General features: G+C 40.7%; 24 protein-coding genes. 10 read left to right on the top strand and 14 right to left on the bottom strand.

From position 1 onward, the window contains the following. Nucleotides 1-68: 68 nt before the first annotated feature. Complete coding sequence (locus PSH41_RS03345; RefSeq protein WP_273588327.1) at nt 69-1,472, bottom strand: M28 family metallopeptidase; 1,404 nt, start codon at nt 1,470-1,472, stop codon at nt 69-71. Between the two features lie 228 nt (nt 1,473-1,700). Here PSH41_RS03345 and PSH41_RS03340 point away from each other — a divergent pair, with 228 nt between their 5' ends. Further along, a complete protein-coding gene (locus tag PSH41_RS03340) occupies nt 1,701-2,498 on the top strand; it encodes a hypothetical protein (protein WP_273588328.1) in 798 nt (265 codons plus the stop codon). A gap of 1 nt (nt 2,499) precedes the next feature. Here the strand turns inward: PSH41_RS03340 and PSH41_RS03335 are convergent, their stop codons facing one another. Then, nucleotides 2,500-2,904 carry a GFA family protein gene (locus PSH41_RS03335; protein ID WP_273588329.1) on the bottom strand — a complete coding sequence of 135 codons (405 nt, stop codon included), beginning with the start codon at nt 2,902-2,904 and terminating at the stop codon, nt 2,500-2,502. A 210-nt stretch (nt 2,905-3,114) separates the two neighbouring features. Between PSH41_RS03335 and PSH41_RS03330 the strand changes: the two genes are divergently transcribed. Further along, nucleotides 3,115-3,954 (top strand): hypothetical protein, encoded by an 840-nt coding sequence (locus PSH41_RS03330; RefSeq protein WP_273588330.1) that lies wholly within the window; start codon nt 3,115-3,117, stop codon nt 3,952-3,954. A gap of 91 nt (nt 3,955-4,045) precedes the next feature. Continuing rightward, on the top strand, nt 4,046-5,893 hold the full coding sequence (locus PSH41_RS03325; RefSeq protein ID WP_273588331.1) for an ABC transporter ATP-binding protein: 1,848 nt from the start codon (nt 4,046-4,048) through the stop codon (nt 5,891-5,893). 77 nt (nt 5,894-5,970) lie between these two features. Here PSH41_RS03325 and PSH41_RS03320 read toward each other — a convergent pair whose 3' ends face one another. Beyond that, the gene (locus PSH41_RS03320; protein WP_273588332.1) at nt 5,971-6,390 is read right to left on the bottom strand and encodes an MAPEG family protein; all 420 of its coding nucleotides are present in this window, start codon (nt 6,388-6,390) and stop codon (nt 5,971-5,973) included. A 144-nt stretch (nt 6,391-6,534) separates the two neighbouring features. Beyond that, nucleotides 6,535-7,629 (bottom strand): endonuclease/exonuclease/phosphatase family protein, encoded by a 1,095-nt coding sequence (locus tag PSH41_RS03315; protein ID WP_273588395.1) that lies wholly within the window; start codon nt 7,627-7,629, stop codon nt 6,535-6,537. Nucleotides 7,630-7,868: 239 nt separating this feature from the next. Between PSH41_RS03315 and PSH41_RS03310 the strand changes: the two genes are divergently transcribed. Then, entirely contained in the window at nt 7,869-9,131 is a 1,263-nt protein-coding gene (locus PSH41_RS03310; RefSeq protein ID WP_055253823.1) for a valine--pyruvate transaminase, read from the top strand. 78 nt (nt 9,132-9,209) lie between these two features. Here PSH41_RS03310 and PSH41_RS03305 read toward each other — a convergent pair whose 3' ends face one another. Next, nucleotides 9,210-9,656: a hypothetical protein gene (locus PSH41_RS03305; protein WP_273588333.1), complete on the bottom strand. Its 447-nt coding sequence runs from the start codon at nt 9,654-9,656 to the stop codon at nt 9,210-9,212. On the opposite strand from PSH41_RS03305, the gene PSH41_RS03300 reads away from it, so the two are divergent. Then, complete coding sequence (locus tag PSH41_RS03300) at nt 9,641-10,828, top strand: PQQ-dependent sugar dehydrogenase (RefSeq protein WP_273588334.1); 1,188 nt, start codon at nt 9,641-9,643, stop codon at nt 10,826-10,828. The two genes, PSH41_RS03305 and PSH41_RS03300, sit on opposite strands and share 16 nt — an antisense overlap. A 153-nt stretch (nt 10,829-10,981) precedes the next feature. On the opposite strand, the gene PSH41_RS03295 is transcribed toward PSH41_RS03300, so the two are convergent. From PSH41_RS03295 to lrp, 8 genes are all read right to left on the bottom strand, one after another. After that, nucleotides 10,982-12,694 carry a DUF262 domain-containing protein gene (locus PSH41_RS03295; protein ID WP_054982604.1) on the bottom strand — a complete coding sequence of 571 codons (1,713 nt, stop codon included), beginning with the start codon at nt 12,692-12,694 and terminating at the stop codon, nt 10,982-10,984. A 387-nt stretch (nt 12,695-13,081) separates the two neighbouring features. Then, a complete protein-coding gene (locus PSH41_RS03290; RefSeq protein ID WP_273588335.1) occupies nt 13,082-13,273 on the bottom strand; it encodes a hypothetical protein in 192 nt (63 codons plus the stop codon). A gap of 325 nt (nt 13,274-13,598) precedes the next feature. Then, a complete protein-coding gene (serS, locus tag PSH41_RS03285; protein ID WP_273588336.1) occupies nt 13,599-14,909 on the bottom strand; it encodes a serine--tRNA ligase in 1,311 nt (436 codons plus the stop codon). Between the two features lie 9 nt (nt 14,910-14,918). Next, on the bottom strand, nt 14,919-15,299 hold the full coding sequence (gene crcB / locus PSH41_RS03280; protein WP_004586743.1) for a fluoride efflux transporter CrcB: 381 nt from the start codon (nt 15,297-15,299) through the stop codon (nt 14,919-14,921). Beyond that, nucleotides 15,292-16,635 carry a replication-associated recombination protein A gene (locus tag PSH41_RS03275; RefSeq protein WP_273588337.1) on the bottom strand — a complete coding sequence of 448 codons (1,344 nt, stop codon included), beginning with the start codon at nt 16,633-16,635 and terminating at the stop codon, nt 15,292-15,294. Before PSH41_RS03275 ends, crcB begins: the two co-directional genes overlap by 8 nt. Beyond that, nucleotides 16,628-17,254 (bottom strand): outer membrane lipoprotein chaperone LolA, encoded by a 627-nt coding sequence (gene lolA / locus PSH41_RS03270; RefSeq protein ID WP_029773538.1) that lies wholly within the window; start codon nt 17,252-17,254, stop codon nt 16,628-16,630. Before lolA ends, PSH41_RS03275 begins: the two co-directional genes overlap by 8 nt. After that, nucleotides 17,254-19,782 carry a DNA translocase FtsK gene (locus tag PSH41_RS03265; protein ID WP_273588338.1) on the bottom strand — a complete coding sequence of 843 codons (2,529 nt, stop codon included), beginning with the start codon at nt 19,780-19,782 and terminating at the stop codon, nt 17,254-17,256. The genes lolA and PSH41_RS03265 overlap by 1 nt, the downstream gene beginning before the upstream one ends. Before the next feature lie 154 nt (nt 19,783-19,936). Further along, the gene (gene lrp, locus PSH41_RS03260) at nt 19,937-20,416 is read right to left on the bottom strand and encodes a leucine-responsive transcriptional regulator Lrp (RefSeq protein ID WP_004586747.1); all 480 of its coding nucleotides are present in this window, start codon (nt 20,414-20,416) and stop codon (nt 19,937-19,939) included. 142 nt (nt 20,417-20,558) lie between these two features. Here lrp and ald point away from each other — a divergent pair, with 142 nt between their 5' ends. Further along, nucleotides 20,559-21,680: an alanine dehydrogenase gene (gene ald, locus PSH41_RS03255; protein ID WP_004586748.1), complete on the top strand. Its 1,122-nt coding sequence runs from the start codon at nt 20,559-20,561 to the stop codon at nt 21,678-21,680. Between the two features lie 115 nt (nt 21,681-21,795). Here ald and pssA read toward each other — a convergent pair whose 3' ends face one another. Next, a complete protein-coding gene (gene pssA / locus PSH41_RS03250) occupies nt 21,796-23,121 on the bottom strand; it encodes a CDP-diacylglycerol--serine O-phosphatidyltransferase (protein ID WP_273588339.1) in 1,326 nt (441 codons plus the stop codon). A 287-nt stretch (nt 23,122-23,408) separates the two neighbouring features. Here pssA and trxB point away from each other — a divergent pair, with 287 nt between their 5' ends. The 4 genes from trxB to infA all read left to right on the top strand — a co-directional run bounded on the left by trxB (nt 23,409) and on the right by infA (nt 26,175). Then, the gene (trxB, locus tag PSH41_RS03245) at nt 23,409-24,359 is read left to right on the top strand and encodes a thioredoxin-disulfide reductase (RefSeq protein ID WP_055253776.1); all 951 of its coding nucleotides are present in this window, start codon (nt 23,409-23,411) and stop codon (nt 24,357-24,359) included. A gap of 93 nt (nt 24,360-24,452) precedes the next feature. Next, the gene (gene aat, locus PSH41_RS03240; protein ID WP_273588340.1) at nt 24,453-25,169 is read left to right on the top strand and encodes a leucyl/phenylalanyl-tRNA--protein transferase; all 717 of its coding nucleotides are present in this window, start codon (nt 24,453-24,455) and stop codon (nt 25,167-25,169) included. Further along, a complete protein-coding gene (locus PSH41_RS03235; RefSeq protein ID WP_054982611.1) occupies nt 25,162-25,866 on the top strand; it encodes an arginyltransferase in 705 nt (234 codons plus the stop codon). Before aat ends, PSH41_RS03235 begins: the two co-directional genes overlap by 8 nt. A 90-nt stretch (nt 25,867-25,956) precedes the next feature. Further along, nucleotides 25,957-26,175 (top strand): translation initiation factor IF-1, encoded by a 219-nt coding sequence (infA, locus tag PSH41_RS03230; RefSeq protein WP_002962494.1) that lies wholly within the window; start codon nt 25,957-25,959, stop codon nt 26,173-26,175. Nucleotides 26,176-26,365: the final 190 nt, after the last annotated feature.

Genomic DNA, 26,365 nt, shown 5'->3' with positions numbered 1-26,365 from the left:
TTGCACCTTAAATACACCATTTGATTTGTTTTTAATCACAATTGCGCTTAAGCAATAATAAATCGCTGTTATTTTATATTGTGATCAAACGAGCCTACATCACCTGGGAACACCACTGGCGATTCAATCCCGTCTTTGCTTATCGCTGCAACACCAAAATAGTAATTATCTATAACAACGTTTTTAAGTGTAGCTTTACTTACATTGCCCACATCTTGACTAAATTGCCATTGTGGCTCACTGGTATAGCGCCAATAAATACGATAACCGGCTATATTATCATCATCTGAACTTTGCCACGAAAGCGTAGTGTCAGCCTTAACCGCGCCTTCAATTTTTACCTGTTTAGGGGGAGCTGGCGCCCAAGCCATTGAAGCCATTGTTACTGCGTTCAGTGACGTAAGCTTTGCTGTGTAGTCAAAATCAACGCCATCTATGGTATCGCCATAAACCACACCATTTTCTGTACGTAAATCTTGATGTTGTCGGTCGTAATGCTCATTAGTTTCCATAATTCTGACTGCTGCAAAACCTGCATCGTTAAACGGTCTATGGTGCCCGCCCCGGCCAAATCTATCTAACCTGTAAACTAACATTGTATCTAAATTTGGAATGTACCTATCGGCAATTGTATCTATATAGCGCGCTAAATTACGACTCGCCGAATCGACTTCACCACCTGTAAAACGGCGCGTTCTTGCTTGTTGTTTCGTTTCTACTACACGCGTGCCTTCTGAGAAAATACGAGCTGTTGTATTGTCGGTAACGCCATTAATACCGGTAATATTGCCAATCATGTCGTTATTTAAAACGCCATGTACTTGCCAATTGTGCTCTTGCGCATACGCTGTGAGTATTTTACCGCCAAATAAACCCTGCTCTTCGCCAGACAACGCTGCATACACTACTGAGCCATTAAATTTATGCTTGCTTAGTACACGTGCAGCTTCAATAACCCCTGCCACGCCTGAAGCGTTATCATTAGCACCCGGTGAATCACTGGTAAAGTCCATTACATCGCTCACCCGCGAATCAATATCACCCGACATAATAACCATTCGGTTTGGCTCAGTACTACCACGCTGAATGGCCACTATATTCACTACTTCAACAGGATTAGGAATTCGTTTTTCACCAGATATAGTGTCTTTAACTTCAATAACTTCTAGGCAACCACCACATTTCGCTGATATTTTTTCAAACTCTTTTTTAATCCAGCGCCGTGCAGCACCTATGCCCCGTGTATCTGACTTAGTTTCAGAAAGCGTATGGCGGGTACCAAAATCCACCAGCGTTTGTATGTCGCTCCCAATACGCTTAGCTGATACCTGCGCTGCAATATCATGTAGCTTTTGTTGTTCTTCATATTTTATGCTGGCATGAGCGTGTGCTGATAATCCTGCCGTACAAGCAAAGGCTAACGTACTCAATTTAATAAGTTTAGTTGTAATAGAAAAAGGGGTTTTGCGCATTATAAGCTCCTTATTTTTTACCTTACCATTACTCAACAACCTATTTAGTGCAACTATTTTGAGTTAAAGCTTTATACAAGTAAGCTCAACTGTAAAAATTAGCCACACATAAGTACTCCCCTCTTTTAAATAACCAAGCGTATTACAAACCTTGTTACATAAATACGCTATATACATAGCGTGTTTTCGTGGCAAACTAATGGGGTGTTTTATTTGTATTTGTAACCTATGCGCCAGCTTAAAGCCGACACTGTCTCTGCTAATTTAATTGCCACTAGTAACAACCAATATGGGCCTATTTGTGTTTATCAAAATACGGCCTATCGCTGGTTAACACTTGCCCAAAATGCACAAAGCGATATCACTATTCAAGGGGTGATGAGCCTTAATAAGAATGAGCAATTACTGATTGCGGTTAATCAATGTATGCTGTTATTTTTACTTAAAACAGCTGAGCCACTACGGGTTTTAAATTTAGGCTTAGGTACTGCGGGCATTGAGCGAGCCATTCATTATTTACATAACAAAACGGCTTATATAAATAACTTAGCTGTGTTTGACAGTGTAGAAATAAACCCCGCGATGATAAGCGTTGCTAAGCACCATTTTAACTTGCCCGCTAATCATACGGTGCACTTACAAAATGCAGAGCTGTTTGTTGCAACGTGCACACGCACATACAATGTCATTACAATTGATATTTTTAGTGGCGATGTACATCAAGACTTTTTATCTAACAGCGTATTTTGGCAAAACATACGTCGCTGCAGCGGGCTAAATGCGCAAATTATTATAAATTTAAACCCTAAAACAGGAAAAGAGCTCCAAGCTTTACTCGTCCTGTTTAGGCAACACTTTAGCTGTATTGCCCTTATAGAGTTTAACGAATACAAAAATATTGTCGTGATGCTTTCTCAGCAAAGCTTAGTGCACATTAATAAAGAAGAAATAGCCCATTCGCCATTATTTAAAACGTGGGCACCTTCCCTTCACAACGACATAAACAGCATTTACCACATAGAGTAATTTAGCGACCTGGTTCGTGTTTTTCATAGCACGGCAAATGGGTTTCTAATTGCTCCCAATTGGCTTTAGAGGTAACAAAATTATGCGACATTACATGTTCTGTAATATCGTCATCTATCAACCCTAGGCGTATTCGCAAGCGAGATTTATCCTCTGCATTAGCACTGTAAATAGGTGAGCCACATGTTTTACAAAAAAAGCGCGCACGCCCAGGTTTGAAATTAAATTCAGTTAAATTATCTTCACCTTTGGTAAGTGTAAATTCTTGAGTGTTTACAAAACCATTCGTGGCAAAAGCAGTTCCGCTGTTTTTTCTGCATAGTGAGCAGTGACAATGAATAATTTGAGAAATAGCCCCTTTAATTTCAACACTTACCGCTTTACATAAGCACGTTCCAGTATACATATAATCCCTTTTATTATTTTTAATTGCGTGTTGTTAGGTATTTTACGCGTTTAAAATAAAAACGTCAGTAGAATAGATAAAATACAATATTGGTTGACTAATTTACACTAAATTGGTTATATAAATTTTAAGTTTGAGAAATTAAAAGTTATATATTGGTTTACCAATTTATATACTTATACTTATACTTACATTAGTAAAAGAGGGATTATGCGCGTTAAATACAGCTTACTGTTAGTGGCTTGCTCAGGATTATTAGCCTGTAGCCAAAACAATCAAAACGCTCCCTCTGCAAAGTGGTTATTAGTAGATAACTTTGAACAACCGCTAAAAGGTTGGACAAAGGCCGACACAGACAACCAAACTCAACCTTATGTCGCTAACCCACAAGTAACTAAAATAGAAGTTGAGGACACAGCCAAAGGGATTAACCATTTTTTAATTAAAAAGCCTGCCGAAAATGGTATTGTCGGCAACCGCAAAGCCCTCAGCTATAAAAAGCTTCCAAAAACAGTGCCCGTTGGCGAAACCTACACTTTTTTTACCCGTATTAACGTTGCCTCTTTTCCAAATAACCATGCTTTTGGATTAAGTAACTTAGAGCCAGAGCAAATAAACGTTCATGGCTACGACGCCTTTGAAGCCACTCTACGAGTAACCGATAAAACCGAATCAAATGGGTTAGTCAATACCGGGGCGCTAATGGTCAAAACTGATAAAGGCTATAGTAATATCCAAAACTATGCACAAGCGCAATCGGCTAAACCACTTGATACAAACAGTTGGTACAACATTTGGTACGTTGTTAATAATGCATCGGTAAAAATGCAAGGCCAGCAATACAATGTATATGTTCAAGGCGGCGAATTTAAAAACCAAACCTTAGTGTATAAAAATGCCACCTTTAGAATGAAACGCGAACGCCCACTTAGCTATTTTTTAGCTAACTGTAATACGGGCCCACATAAAAAGCCTTACGAAAATGGCGGTTTACGCTATGACGACATTTATATGATTAAAGGCGTAAACCTCACAAACCCTATTCGATAAAAGTAGCAGTGTAAATTAATCGCTAAAGATCTACAGCGCGCCACTTAAATGGTATGATCATTTTCTATTATTTGTCATTTAAGTTTATAAAATGTATCGATTATTCGAAAAAATGACCAACGCATTTCCTGAGCAAAAGCCAACGCAGCCGCCCTCTACATTATTTGCGTTTTGTCGTCATTACACTAAAGGTATGGAGCTTTCGTTAGTTTTAATGTCTGTTAGTGCTGCCCTGCTTGCCATTTTAGAAGTATCGTTATTTAGCTATATGGGCCAATTGGTTGATTGGTTGGGCACCTACACACCGCAAACCCTGTTTGAAGAGCAAAAAGCCGAACTTATAAAAATGGCGGTAGTGCTTTTAGTGGTATTGCCTATTGTGGTGTTTTTTCACTCGGCTATTTTGCACCAAGCATTACTGGGTAATTACCCTATGTCGATTCGTTGGTCGGCGCATAGATACTTATTACGCCAAAGTGTTAGCTTTTATCAAAACGAGTTCGCAGGGCGTATTGCCACAAAAGTAATGCAAACATCACTGGCCGTACGAGAAGCCGTAATGAAACTGCTCGATGTACTAATGTATATTGTGGTTTATTTTGGCGCTATGGTGTTTTTAGTTGCAGAAGCTGATTGGCGTTTAATGCTACCACTTTTAGTGTGGGTAATTATTTATGCCGCCATTCAAATGTACTTTGTGCCAAAACTTAAAAAAATTGCCAGCTCGCAGGCCGATGCGCGCTCTGAAATGACCGGCCGTATAGTCGACAGCTATACAAATATATCGACCATTAAGCTTTTTTCGTACACACAACGTGAAGAACAATACGCTAAACAAAGTATGGATGTATTTTTACAGCCTGTTTATAAGCAAATGCGTTTAGTAACCAGCCTTAACTTTGCTATTAATAGCCTAAATTACTTATTAGTATTTAGTGTGGCCGCACTATCCCTTTATTTATGGTCGTTAAGTGCAATTAGCGCAGGCGCCATTGCTGTTGCTGTTAGTTTATCGCTTAGATTAAATGGCATGGCGCAGTGGATCATGTGGGAAATAAGCAGCTTGTTTGAAAACATTGGTACCGCCACCGATGGCATGAAAACCTTATCTACGCCCATTAAAGTAGATGACAAACCCGATGCAAAAACGCTTAACGTTTCTAAGGGCGATATAGCGTTTTCAAATGTTCACTTTAACTACGGCAAAGCCGCTAACGAAACCAATCGCGGTCCGGTAATGAACGGCCTAAACCTACATATAAAACCCGGTGAAAAAATTGGCTTAGTGGGTCGCTCTGGCGCTGGTAAATCAACGTTAGTTAATTTACTTCTACGCTTTTACGATACCGATTCTGGTACGATTAAAATTGATGGCCAAAACATTACCGATGTAAGCCAAGAAAGCCTTCGCCGCTATATAGCCATGGTTACGCAAGACACTTCCCTGCTTCACCGCTCTGTAAAAGATAATATTTTATACGGCCGGCCCGATGCCTCAGAAGCCGAAATGCTCAGCGCTGCCAAGCAAGCTAAAGCACTCGAGTTTATAAGCGATTTAGAAGATAGCAAAGGCAATAAAGGGTTTGATGCTCAAGTAGGCGAGCGCGGTGTAACCCTCTCTGGTGGGCAACGCCAGCGTATCGCTATAGCGCGGGTATTACTGAAAAATGCACCTATTTTAATACTCGATGAAGCCACCAGTGCGCTCGACTCAGAAGTTGAAGCCGCAATACAAGCAAGCCTAGATGATTTAATGACAGGTAAAACTGTGATTGCCATTGCTCACAGGCTATCGACCATTGCGCAAATGGACAGACTTATTGTACTTGATGGAGGACGCGTTGTAGAGCAAGGCAGCCACGAAGCGCTCATTGCACAAAATGGTATTTATGCTGGCCTTTGGGCGCATCAAACCGGTGGGTTTATTGGTGTCAGCTAAAAACTAAAAAGCAAAAGGGCTAATTACAGCCCTTTCGCTTTTATACTATCGGCTTAATAGCCTTTAACCGCATGATATTAAGCCATTAACCTTAAACCAATTAAAATTAGCATGACAATATTGGCTATAAAACTGATTAAAAAGAAGTACGTGCGTGGGCTTGGGTTTTTCTCTGTGGCTATAACGTAATACAGCGCCATATGAATTAATCGCGCTATTACATACACCCAAACACACATGGCAAATATAGGGCTTTGGTAATTTATAACAAATGCGAACAGCACAGTACCAATAAACAACGCGCTGTTTTCTAGTGTGTTATGAAAAGTACGATGGGCTCTAAATATAAAACTATCGTGCGATAAATCATCGCTAATTTTACCTGGTATAGCATTAGGCTGTTTAGCTTTGCTAAAGGTAGCTACCGACCATTGTACCACTAACATTATTAAGTAAACGTAAAACGCCATATAGGCAGAAAGCGCAACTTCAGTCATTTTTATGTCCTTAAAATTGTTTTAACTCAGTAGTAATAGCAAGTTTCAAGCCTAAAATAAGTTCATTATAATTAATAACTTATAATTTATAGGTTCAATAATAATGTAAAAGCTGCAAACCTATTTATAAATGTTACCCACGTATTAACTCCTTAACGTTAGCGTAATTGATACCACTGCGTGATCGGTTGTTAAATCGTCTCGTTCGTATTCTGGGTTTATTAAATGCCTGTCGTATGTATGATAATCACTCACTTCATAAAAGCTATCATCGTAACCTGGGTCAAATTCACACGAGAGTAAAATATAATCAAGTACCGTACTACTTGTTCCATAGTAATGGGTAGGGCTGCGATTTAATAACGGCGCAGCGGGGGCATTACTTTGTTGAGCATCTGCATGGCTGCCAGCGTTTTGCTGTGTATTGTGCGCCGTAAATTGGCTCATTTTTAGTGTTTTAAATAACTGCCACGCGTCATTTAAACAATATTTAGCAAGGTATGTTTTAACATCAAATGCTGGGGCAAATCGCAATGTATTCGTTAATAAATGGCTTAACACGCCATCGGCTAGGTCGTTATTAAAATCGCCCATTAGCACCATAGGCTGTTGTGTAGTTTCGCGTCGAGCAATCATTTCTATCATTAGTAAAGTGGCTTCACTTCCGCGCTGAATGGTTGAGCCCCACGAGCCGGCCACATTTGCTTTGAGAGTGTCTATTATGTTTTTTTCGCTTGAGAGCGGCTCGGTTTTGGCTGAGCTAGTAGTACTTTCATCACTTTCAATCATGGCTCGTTTTGACTTAAAATGCACTACATAACAGTCAGTATTACCTACATGGGGTAATCTAATGGTGGCTCTTAACACCTTACGGCTAAACGTAAAATTACTATTAAGGCCAAGCATTTCAACAAGCTCGGTATTGTGCTTAACCGCAGCAACATCAACAATCTCAAATTTAGACGCTATAGCCACTACCGGGCGCTTAAAAATAAAATCATCAATCACCTCTGGCGTATCAACCACAGCAAAATATGTATAGCCTTGCTGCGCCATTAACGCCTTTAGCGATTCAATACTAAATACTTCTTGAAAACCTACTACATCAGGCGCGTACTCATTTAAATACTCCACAATCCAGCGCTGTTTGCGTGCCCATTGCTCTGCGGTATAAATTTTTTCAAAATCGTAATACGCATTAGGCGGCTCAAGGTAGTTAAATAAATTAAACGTGGCTATTTTAAATTGCGTGTTTTTGACTACAGGCTCGTTTAAATCAGCAGCAGGTTCAGCCTCAAGCGTAGTGTGATGTAAAGTCGATTCAAAATTACTGATAACAATAGCCTAGCGAATAAAAGTGCGTTAATTATACCCTAAAGGGTTTAAAGTTCTAAACCGTGAATTATTCTCAACATGCAAATAAAGCCCTTTATTTGCGCTATACTGCCCTCCTCGTTATTAGCGCACACATAGGTATTATGAACTACTCAAATTTTGGTACTAAATTTACACAACCCAACGGAATAACGCAGCTTATGGAAGATTTAGGCAGCGCTAACGCAAGCAATAATCCCAATATTGTTATGCTAGGTGGCGGTAACCCCGCACACGTACCACAGGTTAATGCCGTATTTTTAGATGAATTACAAAAGCTAGTAGCCAGTAATAAAGTATCGCAAGTATTTGGTTTGTACGACGGGCCAACTGGCAATGACGAATTTAGAGCGGCCCTTGCTAAACAGCTCAATAGCGAGTTTGACTGGGGCTTAACACCACAAAACATAGCACTGGGTAACGGCAGCCAAGCTAACTTTTTTGTATTGTTTAATATGCTTGCGGGCAAAATGAGCGATGGCACTAATAAGCGTATATTGTTTCCGCTTGCGCCTGAATACGTAGGTTACGCCGACCAAGGTTTATCTGATGATATGTTTGTGGCAATCAAGCCCGACATCGAAATTTTAAATACACCCAGTGGCTCTAAGCAGTTTAAATATGTCATTGATTTTGACGCGGTAGAAAACGTATTAGCCAACGATACCAGTATTAGTGCACTGTGCGTATCGCGCCCTACCAACCCAACTGGTAATGTCATTACCGATGAGGAAGTACGCCATCTAGACGCCCTTGCACACAAGTACAATATTCCCCTAATTATTGATAACGCCTACGGCGACCCTTTCCCGGGCTGTATTTACACCGATGCAAACCTTACGTGGAACTCAAACATTATATTGTGTATGTCGCTTTCAAAACTTGGCTTGCCAGGCCTGCGCACTGGTATTGTGGTTGCCAATAACGAAATAATTAAAGCCATAGGCCGTGTTAACGGCTCTATGGTGTTATCGCCTAACGCTATTGGCCCAAGCTTAGTAACCCGCTTAATTAACGAAGGCGAATTACTGCCTTTGTGTAAAAATACTGTATTGCCTTTTTATAAAAATAAAGCAGAGATAGCCATAAACCTGTTTGATGAAATTTTTGCAGACTTGCCTGTTTATTTACATAAACTCGAAGGCGCGTTTTTTATGTGGCTATGGTTTAAAGACTCAAAAATAACCAGCGAAATGCTTTATCAAAAACTCAAAGAGCAAGATGTATATATAATTCCTGGGCATAACTTTTTTATTGGCATTGAAGATAGCTGGGAGCACAAACACCAGTGCGTACGCATTAACTACGCCAACGATGAAGCCACACTCAGAAAAGGCCTAGAGGCAATTAAAGCGCTTATTATGTAGCGCTTTAATTAACGGTTTACATCGTATTTTAACGAGGTGGTTAACGCTTAGCGTTAGCCACTGTGTTTTTTATTTAACCTACTGTTTAGGGGCTAACGCCTTGGTTAATAAGGCAAACAGCAAGCCACCTAAAGCACCTGCTAGTAACTGCAAATAAAATCCCCATCCACGAGCGCCCGCTATAATATGAATATTCATAATCGACTCAATCGCCACTAAAACCACGGCAAAAGCAGTGATACCCGATGCCACAAATAACGCCATGCTGTATTTTTTAAACTTTTTAGCAAGTAACACAACAGCAAAAAAAGCGATAGCCAAAGCAATGGCAATAATAGCGCCATAGGTAGGTAATAGCCCTAACCAATCATCTAGCGTTAAATTAATACGGTCGCTTAAGCTGACCACAACACCCACATCAATTAATTGATTGACAACATATTGGCTATGAAACAAGCTAGCAAGCGTAAAGGTAAATAACCAAGAAACTAAAAATATAGGGAGTAAACGTGTTAAAAATGGCATGGTTATCTCAACTTAAAATAAAGCTTTTTTCTTACAGTAGCAAAGGCTTGCAATGTAAACAACGACTCTCTCAATTAGCGCTATGGCTGTTTGTAGTGCTTTTTGCGTCTACCGCCATTGCAGCTACATTACCTAAAGAGCAGTACAGTACCCACACAGTTGCTACAAAATTAAATTCGCCGTGGAGCATGGTTAAACTGCCAAATGATACATGGCTAATTACAGAGCGCGACGGCCACGTTGTTATTGTAAAAAACAATCAGCAAACTAGAGTAAATTTAAACCTTGAAGGTTTATACGTTGCAGGCCAAGGCGGCTTACTTGATATAGTGCTCTCGCCTAATTTTAACACAAGCAAAGAAGTTATATTTACCTACGCACAAGGCACAGCTGAGGCTAATCGCCTAGTAATTGCAAAAGCTACCTTTAATGGTACCGGCTTTTCAACGCCTGTTATTATTTACACAGTAGCGACTGATAAAAATACCCCACAACACTACGCTGGCCGCGCCCTCTTTTTGCCCGACAACACTTTACTGTTTTCAACTGGTGATGGCTTTGATTTTAGAGAGCAAGCACAAGTAATAACCAGCCAACTTGGCAAACTATTACGCATAAACCTAGATGGCACTATCCCAAAAGATAACCCATTTATTAATCACAAAAACCCCAATGCACACGCTGTTTACTCGCTCGGTCACCGAAACCCACAGGGCTTAGTGTATGATTACGATACCGAGCAAATTATTAGCCACGAGCACGGCCCCGCCGGTGGCGATGAGCTAAATTACTTAACGCCAGCTACCAACTACGGCTGGCCGGTGATCACCTACGGTGACGATTATTCACAAGCACGTATTTCTCCTTTTAGAGATTACCCCGGCATGCAAAAACCAAACGTAGATTGGACGCCTTCAATCGCCCCGTCAGGCATGGCGTATTATGGCTCTAAACAGGCCGTATTCCCTTCACTTCAAAAACATGTGCTCATTACCACCCTCGTTGATAAAAAGCTCTACAGCGTTAATCTGGCTAATGGCGAATTCACCCAATCACACATATTTCCAGAAGCAACAGGAAGATTAAGAGATGTGTATGTCACCACTGAGGGTAATGTAGCAGTATTAATGGATGGGAAAAATGCTGAGCTGGTGTTGTTTAAATCTAATTAATTCACAAGATGGTAAGAAGAACTGCTCTTTTTGAGAAAAACAGCGGCTTTTAGTAAGCCGCTTTAATACGTTTAAGTTATGTTGCCCGAAGTAAAATAATACGGATTTGAGCTCTTAGTTTCCCCATAAACAGTCTGACATGTAACAGTAGCTTTATACTACATTATATACATGTTGAGATATTGCCTTTCCGCGCTCTAAAACTTTTTCTTTGTCCCAATCCTGCCCATGAATGAAGTTCGCCTCTAATGGATAGCCAGTTTTACTAAGTATGGAAATCTTCTCTGTTGGCAGATTATCTTTTAATTTATGACCATTTGTACTCGCATCAGTAAGTAACAAATTTCCTACATTACCTATTATAAAAGGGTCTGAACCAGATTTGATCATCGCTTCTGGAATAATGTGTTCAATCGTTAAGTTAGAATGGTTAATATCAAGCCCATTAGATTGAGTGCCTAAAAGCTTACACAAAGAGTACTTTATAACATTTTTAGACTTTGTTTTATTTGATAGGTAGTCCAAGTCTAAGAACTTAACCTCAAACTCACCATATGAAGGTAGCTTTTCATTTAACTTACGTTTTAAACCAGTTAATACTCTTTGTACTGCATCATTATCCTGAGCTTCCGTCAATCTAATTGAGTTTTGCGAATACATTGTCGCAATGCTACCTGAGGATCTTTGCTGCGTAACAGCATTAAACGCAAAGTGAAAATGCTCAATCTGTTTAAGCGTCGATTTGAGTTGCTTCAGTGTTATCTTTTTAGAGTCGTATGCAACAAGAAGCGCCAATACAAATGATGATTGCTGTTTTACTTTAAAACTATTTAGAGCTATTAAGGATGTTTTAACTTCAAATAGCTCTTTAGTCCACTCGGAACTTTCTGGGCTCAACATTCTGCTATAGCAAACTGCATACTCCCCAAGGTCATGTAACAAAACTTTAGCGTTGTTCGAGTCTATCTTTATATATTCTTTTATTAGGGCAAATAACTTCTTGTCAGTCGTATAAGCATGCTTTGATATCCAGAAATGTAAAAGAAAAGCATCGATAACACTGGAATCGGAGATATCATCAAAGCGCTTTACAAGGCTGCTCCATGCTTCTTTTGGGCTATCAAGTGAATGATGTGAATTTTTTATTGTTTTTAGAATCAAGTTTTTAACAAGATCTGAAGTCTTTAGATCACGACCACGAGCATTTAGTGTTTCGAAGATTAAATAAGCATCATCTTCGTTATCTAGTTGAATAAAAACGAGTTTTAAAGATAAAAATTTATCCCTTAGTTCTTTTAACTTTAATACTGGGTCTTCATGAGCGAAGATTTCCATTTGTGGATCTTCTGCTTCAGTAAAAGGTATGTATTGCTCTAATTTATCTGAAAGTAGCTCATAGGCTGCTTTTAAATTGGATTCTTCGGCACCAACCTCACAATTAATTTTAATACTAGAATTGTTATCATTAAAAGCTTGGATATGGTTTTGAAGATATGGAAATGAAGTCTCGGCATTAAGAACAAATTCATTTACATAATCATTATTTGGTGTCTCAATAAAGCGATGAATACCCTTTGCTAAGTTTTCTTCACCAAGTCTAAGAAAGGCGTCTCTTATCACTGAGAGGGCGATTGTAATAGTCGTCAAACGCTGTTGTCCATCAACGATACCAAAATATGGCTTTCGAGTTTGGTATACAACCATCGAGCCAATAAAATAGCTATCTGTTTTATCCCCAATTATATCCAGCCAAAAATTTTCAACTTCATCTTTACCCCATGAATATGGGCGCTGAAACCTTGGAATTTGAAAATAGCCGGAAGAAAAAATATCTTGTACTTCTTTATCATTAGCTTCGATTTTCATTATTTAAACAGTCCTTTTTATAAAAAACTTACATATTGCAGCACGACTCGTCATGCATCGAAATATATTGCGCCACATAACCTTTTACTCAGCGGAAAGCGCGACCAATGAGTGGTTTTCCAATGATTTAACTTGCTAAATGCTATTTATTGTCACTCTCAACTTTTTGTCTGATTTTAGGCATTTGTATGTGTAACAGGACAAATGCTAGCACTTATGGACCAAATGCAAACCAAGCTTGCATTTGAAAAGCCCAAAAGTAAATGAACCAACCTTGGGAAATAACTAAGCCAATGAGTTTTAAACAGCACGAGAAGAGCATTAGGTCTTCCATTGCAGCTAAAGCTAACCCAAAGCCTAGTACACCCAAGCCATATAGATATAGAGCTATAGATTAAAACTTACAGATGAATAAATAACTTCAGAATCTATGGCAATGCCAAATATAAATGGAATTAATACCAGCATCATAATGCTTAAGAGAAAACGCTCATTACTTTGGTGTTTCGGATGATCTTTATTTTTCTTTGAAAGTTTCTCTAATGTGTCCATGGCATTTAACATCTTAGTATCAGGCATTTGTCGCTTTCCAAACTGACAAATGTCCAAATATTACGAACCATACAATTTAACCAGCGAATAGACACATGTAAACAACTACTTAGCTATCATCTAAATTTACTGGATGCGAGAAAACACCAAAATGGTAGAGATCAGTAATAAAGGACAAAAGAGTAATACACTAATAAATAACAAAACTTAGACTTTTTTCTTTCGCCTTGAACCTTTTACCTTTAAGTTTTTACCCACAAAAAAGCCGCTGTTCGTTTAAAACAGCGGCTTTTCTACTTATAGCTTATAGCTTATAGCTTATAGCTTATAGCTTATAGCTAAAAACTAATAGCTAACCTTCAACTTTCCCAATCACTTCAAGTCCACCCATGTATGGGCGTAATACTTCTGGTACAACTACTGAACCATCGGCTTGTTGGTAGTTTTCTAGTATGGCTACGAGTGTACGGCCAACGGCTAAACCTGAGCCATTTAGTGTATGTAGTAATTCTGGCTTTTTAGCACCTTCACGGCGAAAACGTGCTTGCATACGGCGCGCTTGGAAATCGACCATATTTGAACAAGACGAAATTTCACGGTAGGTATCTTGGGCCGGTAACCATACTTCTAAGTCGTATGTTTTAGCTGCGCCAAAGCCCATGTCGCCCATACATAAAATTACTTTACGGTATGGTAGTTCTAGTCCTTGTAAAATTTGCTCTGCGTGGCCTGTTAGCTCTTCAAGCGCTTGCATTGAATCTTCTGGTTTTACTAGTTGAACTAGTTCAACTTTATCAAACTGATGCTGGCGAATTAAGCCGCGTGTATCACGACCGTAGCTGCCCGCTTCACTTCTAAAACACGGCGTGTGCGCAGTTAAGCGAATCGGTAAATCGCTTTCTTCGTAAATTTCGTCACGTGCGCTATTAGTCAGCGGTACTTCTGCTGTTGGGATTAAGCTAAAGCCAGCTTGTTGTTCACCGTCGTCGTTTATTAGGCCTAATGTATGGAATAAATCGCCTGCAAACTTAGGTAATTGGCTTGTACCGTAAAGGCTTGCGCTATTTACTAAGTACGGTACATACATTTCTGTATAGCCGTTTTTATCTGTGTGGGTATCTAGCATGTATTGCGTAAGTGCACGGTGCATACGCGCTACTTGGCCGCGCATTACTGTAAAACGTGCGCCACTAATTTTAACGCCCATTTCAAAGTCTAGGCCGTTTAGGTCTTGCCCTACGTCTACGTGATCTTTTACTTCAAAGTCGTACTTTTTAGGCGTGCCCCAGGTAAGTATTTCAACGTTGTCGTCTTCATCAGCGCCTTCTGGTACTGATTCATCTGGCAAGTTTGGAATTGCTAATGCAATGTCGTTAATGGCGTTGAGTACTTCGTCTTGCGCTTTTTTAGTTGCGTCTAATTCGCTGCCTAAATTTGCCACTGCGTCTAATAGTGGTTGAGCGTCTTCGCCTTTTGCTTTTGCTTGACCAATGGCTTTAGCACTGGCGTTACGTTGACTTTGAAGCTCTTGCGTTTTTACTTGTAATGTTTTGCGTTGTTCTTCAAGTTCTGTCACTTTTGCAACATCAAGCTCGTAGCCACGAGCCGCTAAGCGTGCTGCAGTTTGCTCAACGTCTTGTCGTAAATATTTAGAATCTAACATGTTAGTTTTTTAACCTTTTTGCATTACCAGCTGAAGGCCCAGCCAAGCCATAAAAATACAGATCATCACATTTAAGATGATATTGAGGGCCATTTTAATAAAGTGACCTTGTTGTAATAACAACAACGAGTCCATTGAGAATGTTGAAAAGGTGGTTAACGCACCTAAAAAGCCAATACCAATAAGGGTTTTAGCGGGGCTTGTGGCGATAATTTCTTTCTCTATCAAACCGTACAAAATGCCCATTAACAATGAACCCAGAATATTAACCGTCAACGTGCCAAAAGGGAATCCCCTACCAAGGAGTTTTAGCATGGTTTCACTAATAAAAAATCGTAAACAGGCTCCTGAGGCGCCGCCAAGGGCGATCATCATATAAAGTTTAATCATTTTCGTATCGTTTAAGTGGGCTTTGCGCGTCGCGTTCTTTTAAGTAATCAAGCTTTTGCTTAATTTTTTTCTCAAGGCCACGATCGCTCGGTAAATAATAGTGTTTGTCTTGAATTTCTGGCGGTAAATATTTTTCACCAGCGGCAAAGGCACCCTCTTCGTTATGTGCGTAGCGATACTCGGCGCCATAGCCTAAATCTTTCATTAGGTTTGTAGGCGCGTTTCGTAAATGCTCTGGCACTGGGTAGCTTGGCTCGTTTTTGGCATCAGCCTTTGCTTGGTTAAATGCCATATAAACGGCATTACTTTTAGGTGCGCTGGCTAAATATAAAGTGGCTTGTGCAATGGCGCGTTCGCCCTCGCTTGGGCCTACACGCTGAAATATATCCCATGCGTTTAACGCCACTTCCATTGCCCGTGGGTCGGCGTTACCTATGTCTTCTGTGGCAATGGCAAGTAAACGCCTTGCTACATAAAGAGGGTCGCCGCCACCGGCTAAAATACGGCAATACCAATACAGCGCACCATCGGGTGAGCTGCCTCGTACTGATTTATGAAAAGCCGATATTAAATCGTAAAATTCATCGCCGCCTTTATCGTATTTAGCTAAATGGGTTGGTAGTACTTGGCTTAATACGTGCTCATCTACGTTGTATGTGCCGTTTTGCTCACTCGTTAAATCAACCGCTTGCTCAAGCAGGTTTAACACTTTACGGGCATCGCCGCCGCTTGCTTGGCAAAGCGCTTGTTTGGCGTTATCGGCAATAACAATGTTTTTTTGGTTTAGTTGCTCATCTTGCTTAAGTGCGCGCTCTATCACTGTGTATAGGTCGGTATCGGCTAGCGACTTTAAAACATACACGCGTGCACGCGATAAAATCGCATTATTAAGTGCAAATGAGGGGTTTTCGGTTGTCGCGCCTACAAATATAAAAGTGCCGTCTTCTATGTGAGGTAAAAATGCATCTTGCTGCGATTTATTAAAACGGTGTACTTCATCCACAAACATTAAGGTGCGTTGCCCGCGGCTTTGTAGGTTATCGTGCGCTTGCGTTACGCTGTCGCGAATATCTTTTACGCCTGCGGTAACAGCCGACATTTGTATAAGTTCGGCATCGGCGTGGTTTGCAATAATTTGCGCAAGGGTGGTTTTACCTACCCCAGGCGGCCCCCACAAAATTAAGCTGTGGCAACGCCCTGCAACAATGGCTTGGTGCAAGGGCTTGTCGCTACTTAGTAAATGCTGCTGACCTATGTATTCGTCAAGCGTTGTTGGGCGCATGCGCGCCGCAAGTGGGCGTACATCGGGCCCAAAGTTAAAGCCTAAATTATTCACCGTTACTCTGATCGTCTATTTCTACACCCTCTGGTGGGGTAAATTCAAAGGTGCTTGTATCAAGCGAGGTATTTACTTGTGCATTGTTAAAACTAAACGACGAAAGCTGACCAGAATTATCCGTCACAACTAACTTAGCAAGGCCTTGCTCGTTACCTGCAAAGGTAATATCAAGTTGCTCTACTTGGCTTTCTACGCCTTTATTTGGGGTTACACTAAAGCCAGAGTCTGTGGCTTGAACACTGTATTTTTCCCATTGTGCGGGATCTTTTGAAGTAAGCAGTACAAACGGTGTTGAATCTATAAGGCTATGGGTATCCATAATAGTTACTTGCTCAGCAAAGCTGTCGAAGTAATAGGTTTTGTCACCATTGGATACAAATAAGGTATCGTCTGGGTTTGTTTGCTGCCAGCGGATCATCATAGGTTGTTTAAGGGCAATTGTGCCCTCGCCTTGCATAACCGCTTGGCCTTGCGGATCGGTTACGTTTTGAGAAAACTGCGCTTTAAAACTTTTAAGGGTTGCGAGTTTGTCTTGCAGTGCTTGGCTGTCATCAGCAAAGCTAGGCGTGGCAATTAAACTGCCAAGCACTAATAATAAACTGTTTAATTTTTTCATTAATTTGCTCCATTAGGTACTAATACATCGCGAGCGCCGTTATGGCCTGGTGAACTCACGATACCCGATGTTTCCATTTGTTCTACTAGTCGTGCTGCGCGGTTATAGCCAACACGTAATTTACGTTGTACTGAGGATACCGATACTTTGCCGGTTTCGATTACAAACGCAACGGCTTCGTCGTATAGCGGATCTGACTCTTCATCTGCATTTTCACTGGTTTCACCTGGTAATAAAACATCTTCTGTTGCATCACCATTTAAAATTTCATCAATGTAATTTGGTTTACCGCGTGCTTTCCAATCGTTTACTACCGCATGTACTTCATGGTCGTCTACAAATGCGCCATGCACACGCTCTGGTACGCTTGTGCCTGGCGGTAAGTAAAGCATATCACCCATACCTAATAAGTTTTCGGCGCCTTGTTGATCCAATATGGTACGCGAGTCTATTTTGCTCGACACCTGAAACGCCATACGCGTAGGTATATTGGCTTTAATTAAGCCGGTAATTACATCTACCGATGGGCGCTGTGTTGCAAGTACTAAATGTATACCTGCGGCACGTGCTTTTTGCGCAATACGGGCAATTAGCTCTTCAACTTTTTTACCTACAATCATCATCATGTCGGCAAATTCGTCTATTACTACCACTATGCTCGGTAGTTTATCTAACTCGTCTGGGCCTTCTTTCATGCCGTCGGTGTCTTTAAATAATGGGTCAAGAATTGGGTAACCCGCTTCTTTGGCCTCAAGTACTTTTTGGTTGTAACCTTTTAAGTTACGTACACCCAACGCCGACATTAATTTATAACGGCGTTCCATTTCGCCTACACACCAACGTAGTGCGTTAGCGGCTTCTTTCATGTCGGTAACTACTTCACACAATAGGTGCGGAATACCTTCGTAAACCGAAAGCTCAAGCATTTTCGGGTCAATCATGATCATACGAACATCATCAGGGCCCGATTTGTACAGTAAGCTTAATATCATTACATTAACGCCCACTGACTTACCCGAACCTGTGGTACCCGCTACCAGTAAATGGGGCATTTTACCTAAATCGGCACACACAGGTTGCCCTGCAATATCTTTACCTAACACCATGGTTAGTGGCGATGGATTTTGCTCAAATTTAGGGGCGTTAATTACCTCAGATAAACGTACAATTTCGCGGTACTTGTTAGGCAGCTCTATCCCTATGTAAGTTTTACCTGGGATCACCTCAACCACACGTACGCTAATTGCCGATAACGAACGGGCTAAATCTTTTGATAAACCAGTAATTTTAGACACCTTTATACCCGGCGCTAAATCAAGCTCAAAACGTGTTACAACTGGGCCTGGGTATACGCCAACCACTTTTGCTTGTACGTTAAAGTCGAGTAATTTTGTTTCAACAAGACGCGATACACTTTCAAGCTCTTCTTCCGATATCGGGTTTTTGGCTTTATCCGGTCTGTCGAGTAAATCAAGCGACGGTAATGGCCCTGGCGGTGGCTCTTTATCTAGTAACTCTTCAAACTTTTCTTTTGCTGTTGGCGGAGGCTGATATGCAGGTTTTGGCTTAGGCATAGGCCTTGCTGGCGATACCACCGTGGTAACCGGTTTTTCAGGCTCAACAACTTGGCTTTGATCAAGCGCGTTGAGTGCAGCCGCTGTATCCATAGGCTCATCGTCTATGGCGCTAAAGCCAATTTCTTGGTCGAGTATATCGTCTAGCTCATCAAATGGGCTGTAGTCATCACTAATTTGCGGCTCGCTAAAGGTAGGCTGCTCTTTAGTAATGGCTTTTTGTTTAGCTGGTTTTTTACTTTTAGCAGGTTCTTGTTCAAATTCTGATGATTGCTCGAGTGTGGCATCGCTTTGCTCATAATCGTCAGGCTCATCATTAAATTGCGCATCGGCTTGCACCGGATTTGCCGCAATACGCTCTCGTTGCATCCAACCTTGGGCGTAATTAGCAATGTAACGGTAGCCTCTAACCACTAAATCGCCGAGGTAATCTACAAATTCAACCCACGACACACCGGTTAATAAAGTAAGCCCAGCAAAAAAGAAGCACAATAATAGTATAGAGGTACCGGTAAAGTTAAATGCTGGCATCATGGCCGATGCAATCACATCGCCCACTACCCCGCCGGATGAAAAGTTATAAATATCATCAAAGTTAATGCTGCTGATTGCCGTTGCTGAGGTAATAAATAAAGCAAAGCCAATAACACGCAAAGCAAGTGTGGTGTAGTCGAGCTGTAAAATACGATGAGGTTGTTTAAACAGTAAATAGCCAAATAGCTGAATAGCGGCCGGCACTAAATAAGCAAGCCAACCAAATGAAAGTAATAATATATCGGCTACCCAAGCACCGGCAGTGCCTGTAATATTTTTTACATTTCTAAATTCACCCGTTTGCGACCACGCAGGGTCAGCGGGATCAAAGCTGATTAAAGCACATAATATGAATATTGCCGCAAAGGTACTGATGATCAGCCCTGTTTCTAATAGTCTTTGCACACCGTTTAGGCGCATAACTTCCTATCCCTCTTTATTGTTCTATTGGCACTTGCTTGCAATCAAATACCTTAGCAGGAAATGCAATTTGATGCACTTTATCTTAATGTGTATGGCCTGATTATGAACAAGTTTTTATAAATTAGAGTGTGTTTATCTTTTGCGGTTAAATTTACGCAATGTAAGGGCGAATAATTACGCCGTCTTCACCTTTTACTTCTTCCATTACTACATAGGTGCGGCTTTCACTCACGTTTGGCAGCTTTAAAAGAATGTCGCCTAGTACACCGCGGTATTCTGACATATCGTTTACGCGTGTTTTTAATAAAAAATCAAAATTGCCCGATACCAAGTGACACTCTATTATCTCTTCGTGCTGTTTAACCGCCGCACTAAATTCATCAAATACGTCGGGCGATGTTTTGGTAATGGTTACCTCAACATACACAGATAAGCCTTGGCCAAGCTTTGCTGGATCAACCACCGCTTTGTAGCCAAGTATATAACCTTCACGTTCTAACTTTTTTACGCGCTCCAGACAGGGCGTGGCGCTCAGGCCAACTCGTCGGGCCAGTTCTACATTAGAAAGGCGTCCATCGTGCTGTAATTCCATTAAAATTTTACGGTCAATTCTATCTAATAACTGATGCATACACCCAACTAGTTTAATATTCTGTTTATTTTTATTATTTAGATAATAACACTAGCTAGCCTTTTAAAAAAGGTGAGACACACTGCCTTATGATGAATATAATAGTGAAAAATGTTAATCCGTTCTTAATAAGGCAAATTTTATGATTATTGGTGTACCTAAAGAAATTAAAAACCATGAATACCGTGTAGGTATGGTTCCTGCGAGTGTTCGTGAATTAGTAAATCACGGCCACCAAGTGATTGTTGAAACAGATGCAGGTATGGGCATTGGTTTTACTAACGAAGATTACACACAAGCTGGCGCTGAAATTTTAGCCACTGCAGCTGATGTTTTTGCAAAAGCAGACATGATCGTAAAAGTAAAAGAGCCACAAGCTGTTGAGCGTGCAATGCTACGCGAAGACCAAATTTTATTTACTTACCTTCACCTTGCACCTGATCTTCCACAAACTGAAGACCTTGTTAAAAGCAAAGCGATTTGTATTGCTTACGAAACAGTGACTGATGCACGTGGCGGCTTGCCGCTTCTTGCACCAATGAGTGAAGTAGCAGGTCGTATGTCTATTCAGGCCGGCGCACAAGCGCTTGAAAAATCTAACCACGGCCGTGGCATGTTACTAGGTGGCGTACCAGGCGTTGAAGCAGCTAAAGTAGTTGTTATTGGCGGCGGCATGGTGGGTCGTAGCGCAGCGCAAATGGCTGTTGGCATGGGCGCAGACGTTGTAGTACTTGACCGCAACATAGATGTACTTCGTGCACTAGACGCGCAATTTGGTAACAAAGTTAAAGCGATTTACTCAACAGCTGACGCACTTGAAAAACACGTACTAGAAGCTGACTTAGTAATTGGTGGCGTACTAATTCCAGGTGCTGCAGCACCTAAACTAGTAACAGCCGATCACATTAAAGCAATGAAGCCAGGCTCTGCAATTGTTGATGTTGCTATTGACCAAGGTGGTTGTATTGCAACTTCTAAAGCAACAACGCATGCTGATCCTACATACATTGTTGATGAAGTTGTTCACTACTGTGTTGCTAACATGCCAGGTGCTGTACCACGTACTTCTACCTTTGCACTTAACAATGCAACATTGCCGTTTATTATTAACCTTGCAAACAAAGGTTACAAAAAGGCACTACTAGATGACGCGCACTTCTTAAAAGGCTTAAACGTAATTAAAGGCCAAGTAACTTACAAAGAAGTAGCTGAAGCGTTCAACATGGAATATGTTGACCCTCGTACAGCAGTAGAAAACGCGTAATTTTGCGTTTAGTCGTTAGGTGTTATTGAACAAAATAGTTACCTAACTACAAGCAATAAAAAAGCAGCTAATTAGCTGCTTTTTTTGTATCTAAATTTTGACTATATAAATTAATTTATATAAAACGCTTAATTATAAAATCAACTTTTACGCGTTTAGCCTGACCAAGTAGCTTTTTAACCGGTTGCGGGTAATTTTCTACTGTTTCTAAATCATTTGGCCCAGTTAAACGGCGGCAGTGTTTTAAAATTTCCTGCTTTTCGTTATCTATGGCTTGCATAATACTTTGCTGTGGGTCTTCAATTAAAATACCGTTTTCGATATCAAGGCCCCACGCTCGCGGATTAAGGTTATGCCCGCTTAATAAGTGGCGTTGTCGGTCGGCGCAAATACCTTTTAAGTGAAACGAGTTACTCTCGTGCTTCCATAAATACACGTTTAAATTGCCGTTATCTATATGGCGCTTTTGCGATTTTACAAATTTATGCAAAATAGTTTCGTATAAATACGGTAGTGCACCAATTTTACTAAACGGCTCACTTGGCGGCAGATAAAAATCGTTTGCGGTTTTATCACCTACTACAATGGTTACTTGCTTACCTTGTTTTAATAATCGACGTAGTGAGCGCATAAGCGGCGCCGGAAAATTAAAATACGGTGTGTAAAGTACAAGCTCTTGCTCTGTGGTATCAAACAAGTTTTTAATTAATCGGTTAAGGCTATTATTACGACGCCCTAAACCTAAAAACAAACGCACCCCGAGTGGGTCGTTATTGGGCGTAGTTGGGTTTGCATAACTGGCCGACTTGAGCTCGCGCATTAATTGCTTTTGTTCAAATTTAAAGTCTATTAAGCGCTTAAGCGGGCGTGTATCAATACGTGGCACGGCTTGCGAGCCTATTAGCTTAGACTCAATAAAATCAACCACGGAGTCGCACAGTGCTGCTTGGTCAACTAAAAAGTAACGGTCGAGCCTGTAGCGTTCGTTGTATTGTAAGTACACGTTATTTAAGCTGGCGCCGCTGTACAATAAAGTATCATCTACAACAAAACCTTTAAGGTGTAACACACCAAACAACTCTTTGGCTTTAACTGGCACACCGTAAACTTGTACGTTTGATTTAAATTTTTCTAAATAGTCACAATATAAACTTGCGTTACCGTCCGATTTTTTTGCACCAATAAGACCACGTTGAGCACGATGAAAATCAACCAACACTTTTATTTCAAGGTTGGGGTTTGCCAACGACACACGATGCAGCGCTTCAAGTATTTCGCGCCCTGCTTCGTCATCTTGTAAATAAAGTGCCGTAATGTAGATTCTTTTTTTTGCATTGCTAATTAAACGTAGCAATTGCGTACGGTACTCTTGTGCGTTGGTTAAGACGTTAACGTCTTTTGAAGTCAACCCAAATGCGGGTTTTTCCTGCCAAAATAACATAGTTGCCTATTCACTAAGGTCACATAATCTATCAGTGACAAATAAAATTAGGTAAAACATATCAAAAAAATACTAACGGGTCATGAATTAACGAAGCTTTGTTGCTCATCTGTTTGTTTTTTAGCCTTTACACGGGCTATTTTATCGTTCCAGGCAAAGTCAGTACATAATATTGCACAGCTTTTAATTTTGTCAGAAAAAAATATTCACATAATTTGTTTACTTGTGCCTTGTTTTTCTTAGAATCGAAGCCATTAAGTTCAGTATTAAACGTTTAGGAAAAGATCATGACTGAAGCAAAACACTCTAAGTTACTAATTTTAGGCTCTGGCCCTGCGGGTTACACTGCCGCAGTATACGCCGCACGTGCAAATTTAAACCCCGTTTTAATTACCGGCATTCAACAAGGTGGCCAATTAACGACCACAACTGAAGTTGAAAACTGGCCAGGCGATGCGCACGGTTTAACAGGCCCTGCATTAATGGACCGTATGAAAGAGCACGCTGAGCGCTTTGAAACGGAAATTGTGTTTGACCACATTAATAAAGTAGATGTGTCTAAGCGCCCTTTCACGCTTACTGGCGACCAAGGTACTTACACATGTGATGCATTAATAATTGCCACTGGTGCATCGGCTAAATACTTAGGCTTAGAGTCTGAAACTAATTTTCAAGGTCGTGGTGTATCTGCATGTGCTACATGTGATGGTTTTTTCTATAAAGGGCGTAAAGTTGCCGTTGTAGGTGGTGGTAACACTGCTGTAGAAGAAGCGCTTTACTTATCTAACATTGCGGATGAGGTACACGTTATTCACCGTCGTGATAGCTTCCGCAGTGAAAAAATTCTTGCTGATCGTCTTAACGAAAAAGCGCAAAATGGTAACGTAGTCATGCACTACAACCGTACGCTAGACGAAGTACTTGGCGATGAGATGGGTGTAACTGGCGTACGCATTAAAGATACACAATCTGATGCTACCGAAGAGCTTGATTTAGCGGGTGTGTTTATTGCTATCGGCCATAAGCCAAACACCGACATGTTTGAAGGCCAACTAGAAATGAAAGACGGCTATTTAGTGGTTGAGTCTGGTCTTAACGGTAACGCTACACAAACAAGCGTACCTGGCGTATTTGCCGCAGGTGATGTGTCTGATCACATTTACCGTCAAGCAATTACGTCTGCAGGTACAGGCTGTATGGCAGCCCTAGATGCAGAGCGTTTCTTAGATAACCTATAAACGCTACAAAATTAATAAAGGCTGTTAGTTCAGCCTTTTTTTATGCCTAAAATATAGTTACACTTTTATGATAATTAATAAGTTAAGCCCTCTATGAGAAACCAGCTATACCAACTAAGTGAAACCGATATAGCATTTCCAAACCCCGAATATGCACTTACCTCCCCCGATGGACTGCTTGCCATAGGCGGCGATTTATCTGTAAAGCGCTTAAGTAATGCCTATAAAATGGGTATTTTCCCGTGGTTTAGCGAAGGTGAGCCCATTATGTGGTGGTCGCCAAGTGAACGCAGCATTGTAGAGCTAAATGACTTTCATATAAGTAAAAGCTTGCGTAAACATTTAAAAAAACACCCTGTTAAAGTAACTGTTAACAATGCATTTGCGGAGGTGATAGAAGCGTGCTGTGAGCAACGTATAGACACCGAAGGCACATGGATAACAAACGACATGTTAAGCGCTTATATTGCTGCACATGACGCTAATATTGCACATAGTGTTGAGGTATGGCAAAAAGGCGAACTTGCCGGTGGGCTGTATGGCATTATGCAGAATGGCGTTTTTTGTGGCGAGTCGATGTTTCATCATCAAACTAATTGCTCAAAACTGGCCATGTGGGCGTTAGTTAATTGGTTAAAACGCCATAACGCACATTTTATTGACTGCCAACTAGAAAACCCATATTTAACCTCTTTAGGCGCAAAAGTGATCCCTCGCTCAGAATTTTTGACTAAACTTAAACAAGCAAATGCTTACACCCTCAACTCAACCATGTGGCAACCACAGGAGTTAACAGCAATTTATGAGTGAACATATTCCTGCACGCGTTGGTCTTAGCCAAGAGTTTGCTTGTAGCTATTTACCTGACAGGCAAGAGCAATTATTGGTAATACTTGACCCGACCTGTTACAGCACGCATAAATTTGAGATGCTTTTATCGCTCGGTTTTAGGCGTAGTGGTAACCAAATTTATCGACCGCACTGCCCTTCGTGTAGCGCCTGTAACTCGGTGCGCGTGTTAGCCCAAGAGTTTACCCCTTCAAAGTCACAAAAAAGAAAACTAAATAAAGTAAAAGCAAACTTTGAAGTTAAATACACACAAGCTAAGCGCGAAGAATATTACCCACTTTATAGTAAATACATTTCAATGCGCCACAGCGATGGCACTATGTTTCCGCCTAATTTAGAACAGTTTCAAAGCTTTTTATTTTGTAGCTGGTTAGAAATAACGTTTATTGAGCTTTGGCACCAAGACACTTTAGTTGCAGTGGCCGTAACAGATTGCATGGATAACGCTGTCTCGGCTATTTATACGTTTTTCGATCCCGACTTTGAGCACTACAGTTTAGGGACTGTGATGATTTTACAGCAGCTCGAATTTGCCAAACAGCAAAATAAAGAATTTGTGTATTTGGGCTACCAAATCGATGAATGCACCAAAATGAAATACAAAACTCAGTTTTTACCCGCGCAAAAACACGTTAATGACCAGTGGTTGGCTATTTAATTTGCAAAAATGCCCGCTGCGCCTTTACTTATTGGCGTATTTTGGGCAAAATCTGCAGCGTTTAACTATTAAAGAGGTGTTACGCTAAACATGGCGAAAGAAGACGTAATCGAAATGCAAGGGACAGTCCTTGATACTTTACCAAATACAATGTTCCGAGTTGAGCTAGAAAATGGTCACGTAGTTGTGGCTCATATTTCAGGTAAAATGCGCAAAAACTATATCCGTATTTTAACCGGCGATAAAGTAACGGTAGAAATGACTCCTTACGATTTATCGAAAGGACGTATCGTATTCCGTGCTCGCTAAGTGCGTAAACGAGATTTAGTTTTTGGCTAGTGAATAACTAGCTTAAAGCGTTTATTAAATGTAATTGATGGTACTGACTAGCAATTACATTTAATAAACAAAAAACCCAGCTTTTGCTGGGTTTTTTGTTGCCTATAAAAAAGCACAAAAAAGCCCACGCGTATCGCGTAGGCTAGTTTTTATACCCATT

This window comes from Pseudoalteromonas sp. CST2, assembly GCF_028599385.1.
Taxonomy (GTDB): domain Bacteria; phylum Pseudomonadota; class Gammaproteobacteria; order Enterobacterales; family Alteromonadaceae; genus Pseudoalteromonas; species Pseudoalteromonas atlantica.
This window is presented reverse-complemented; position numbering and strand designations above follow the sequence as displayed.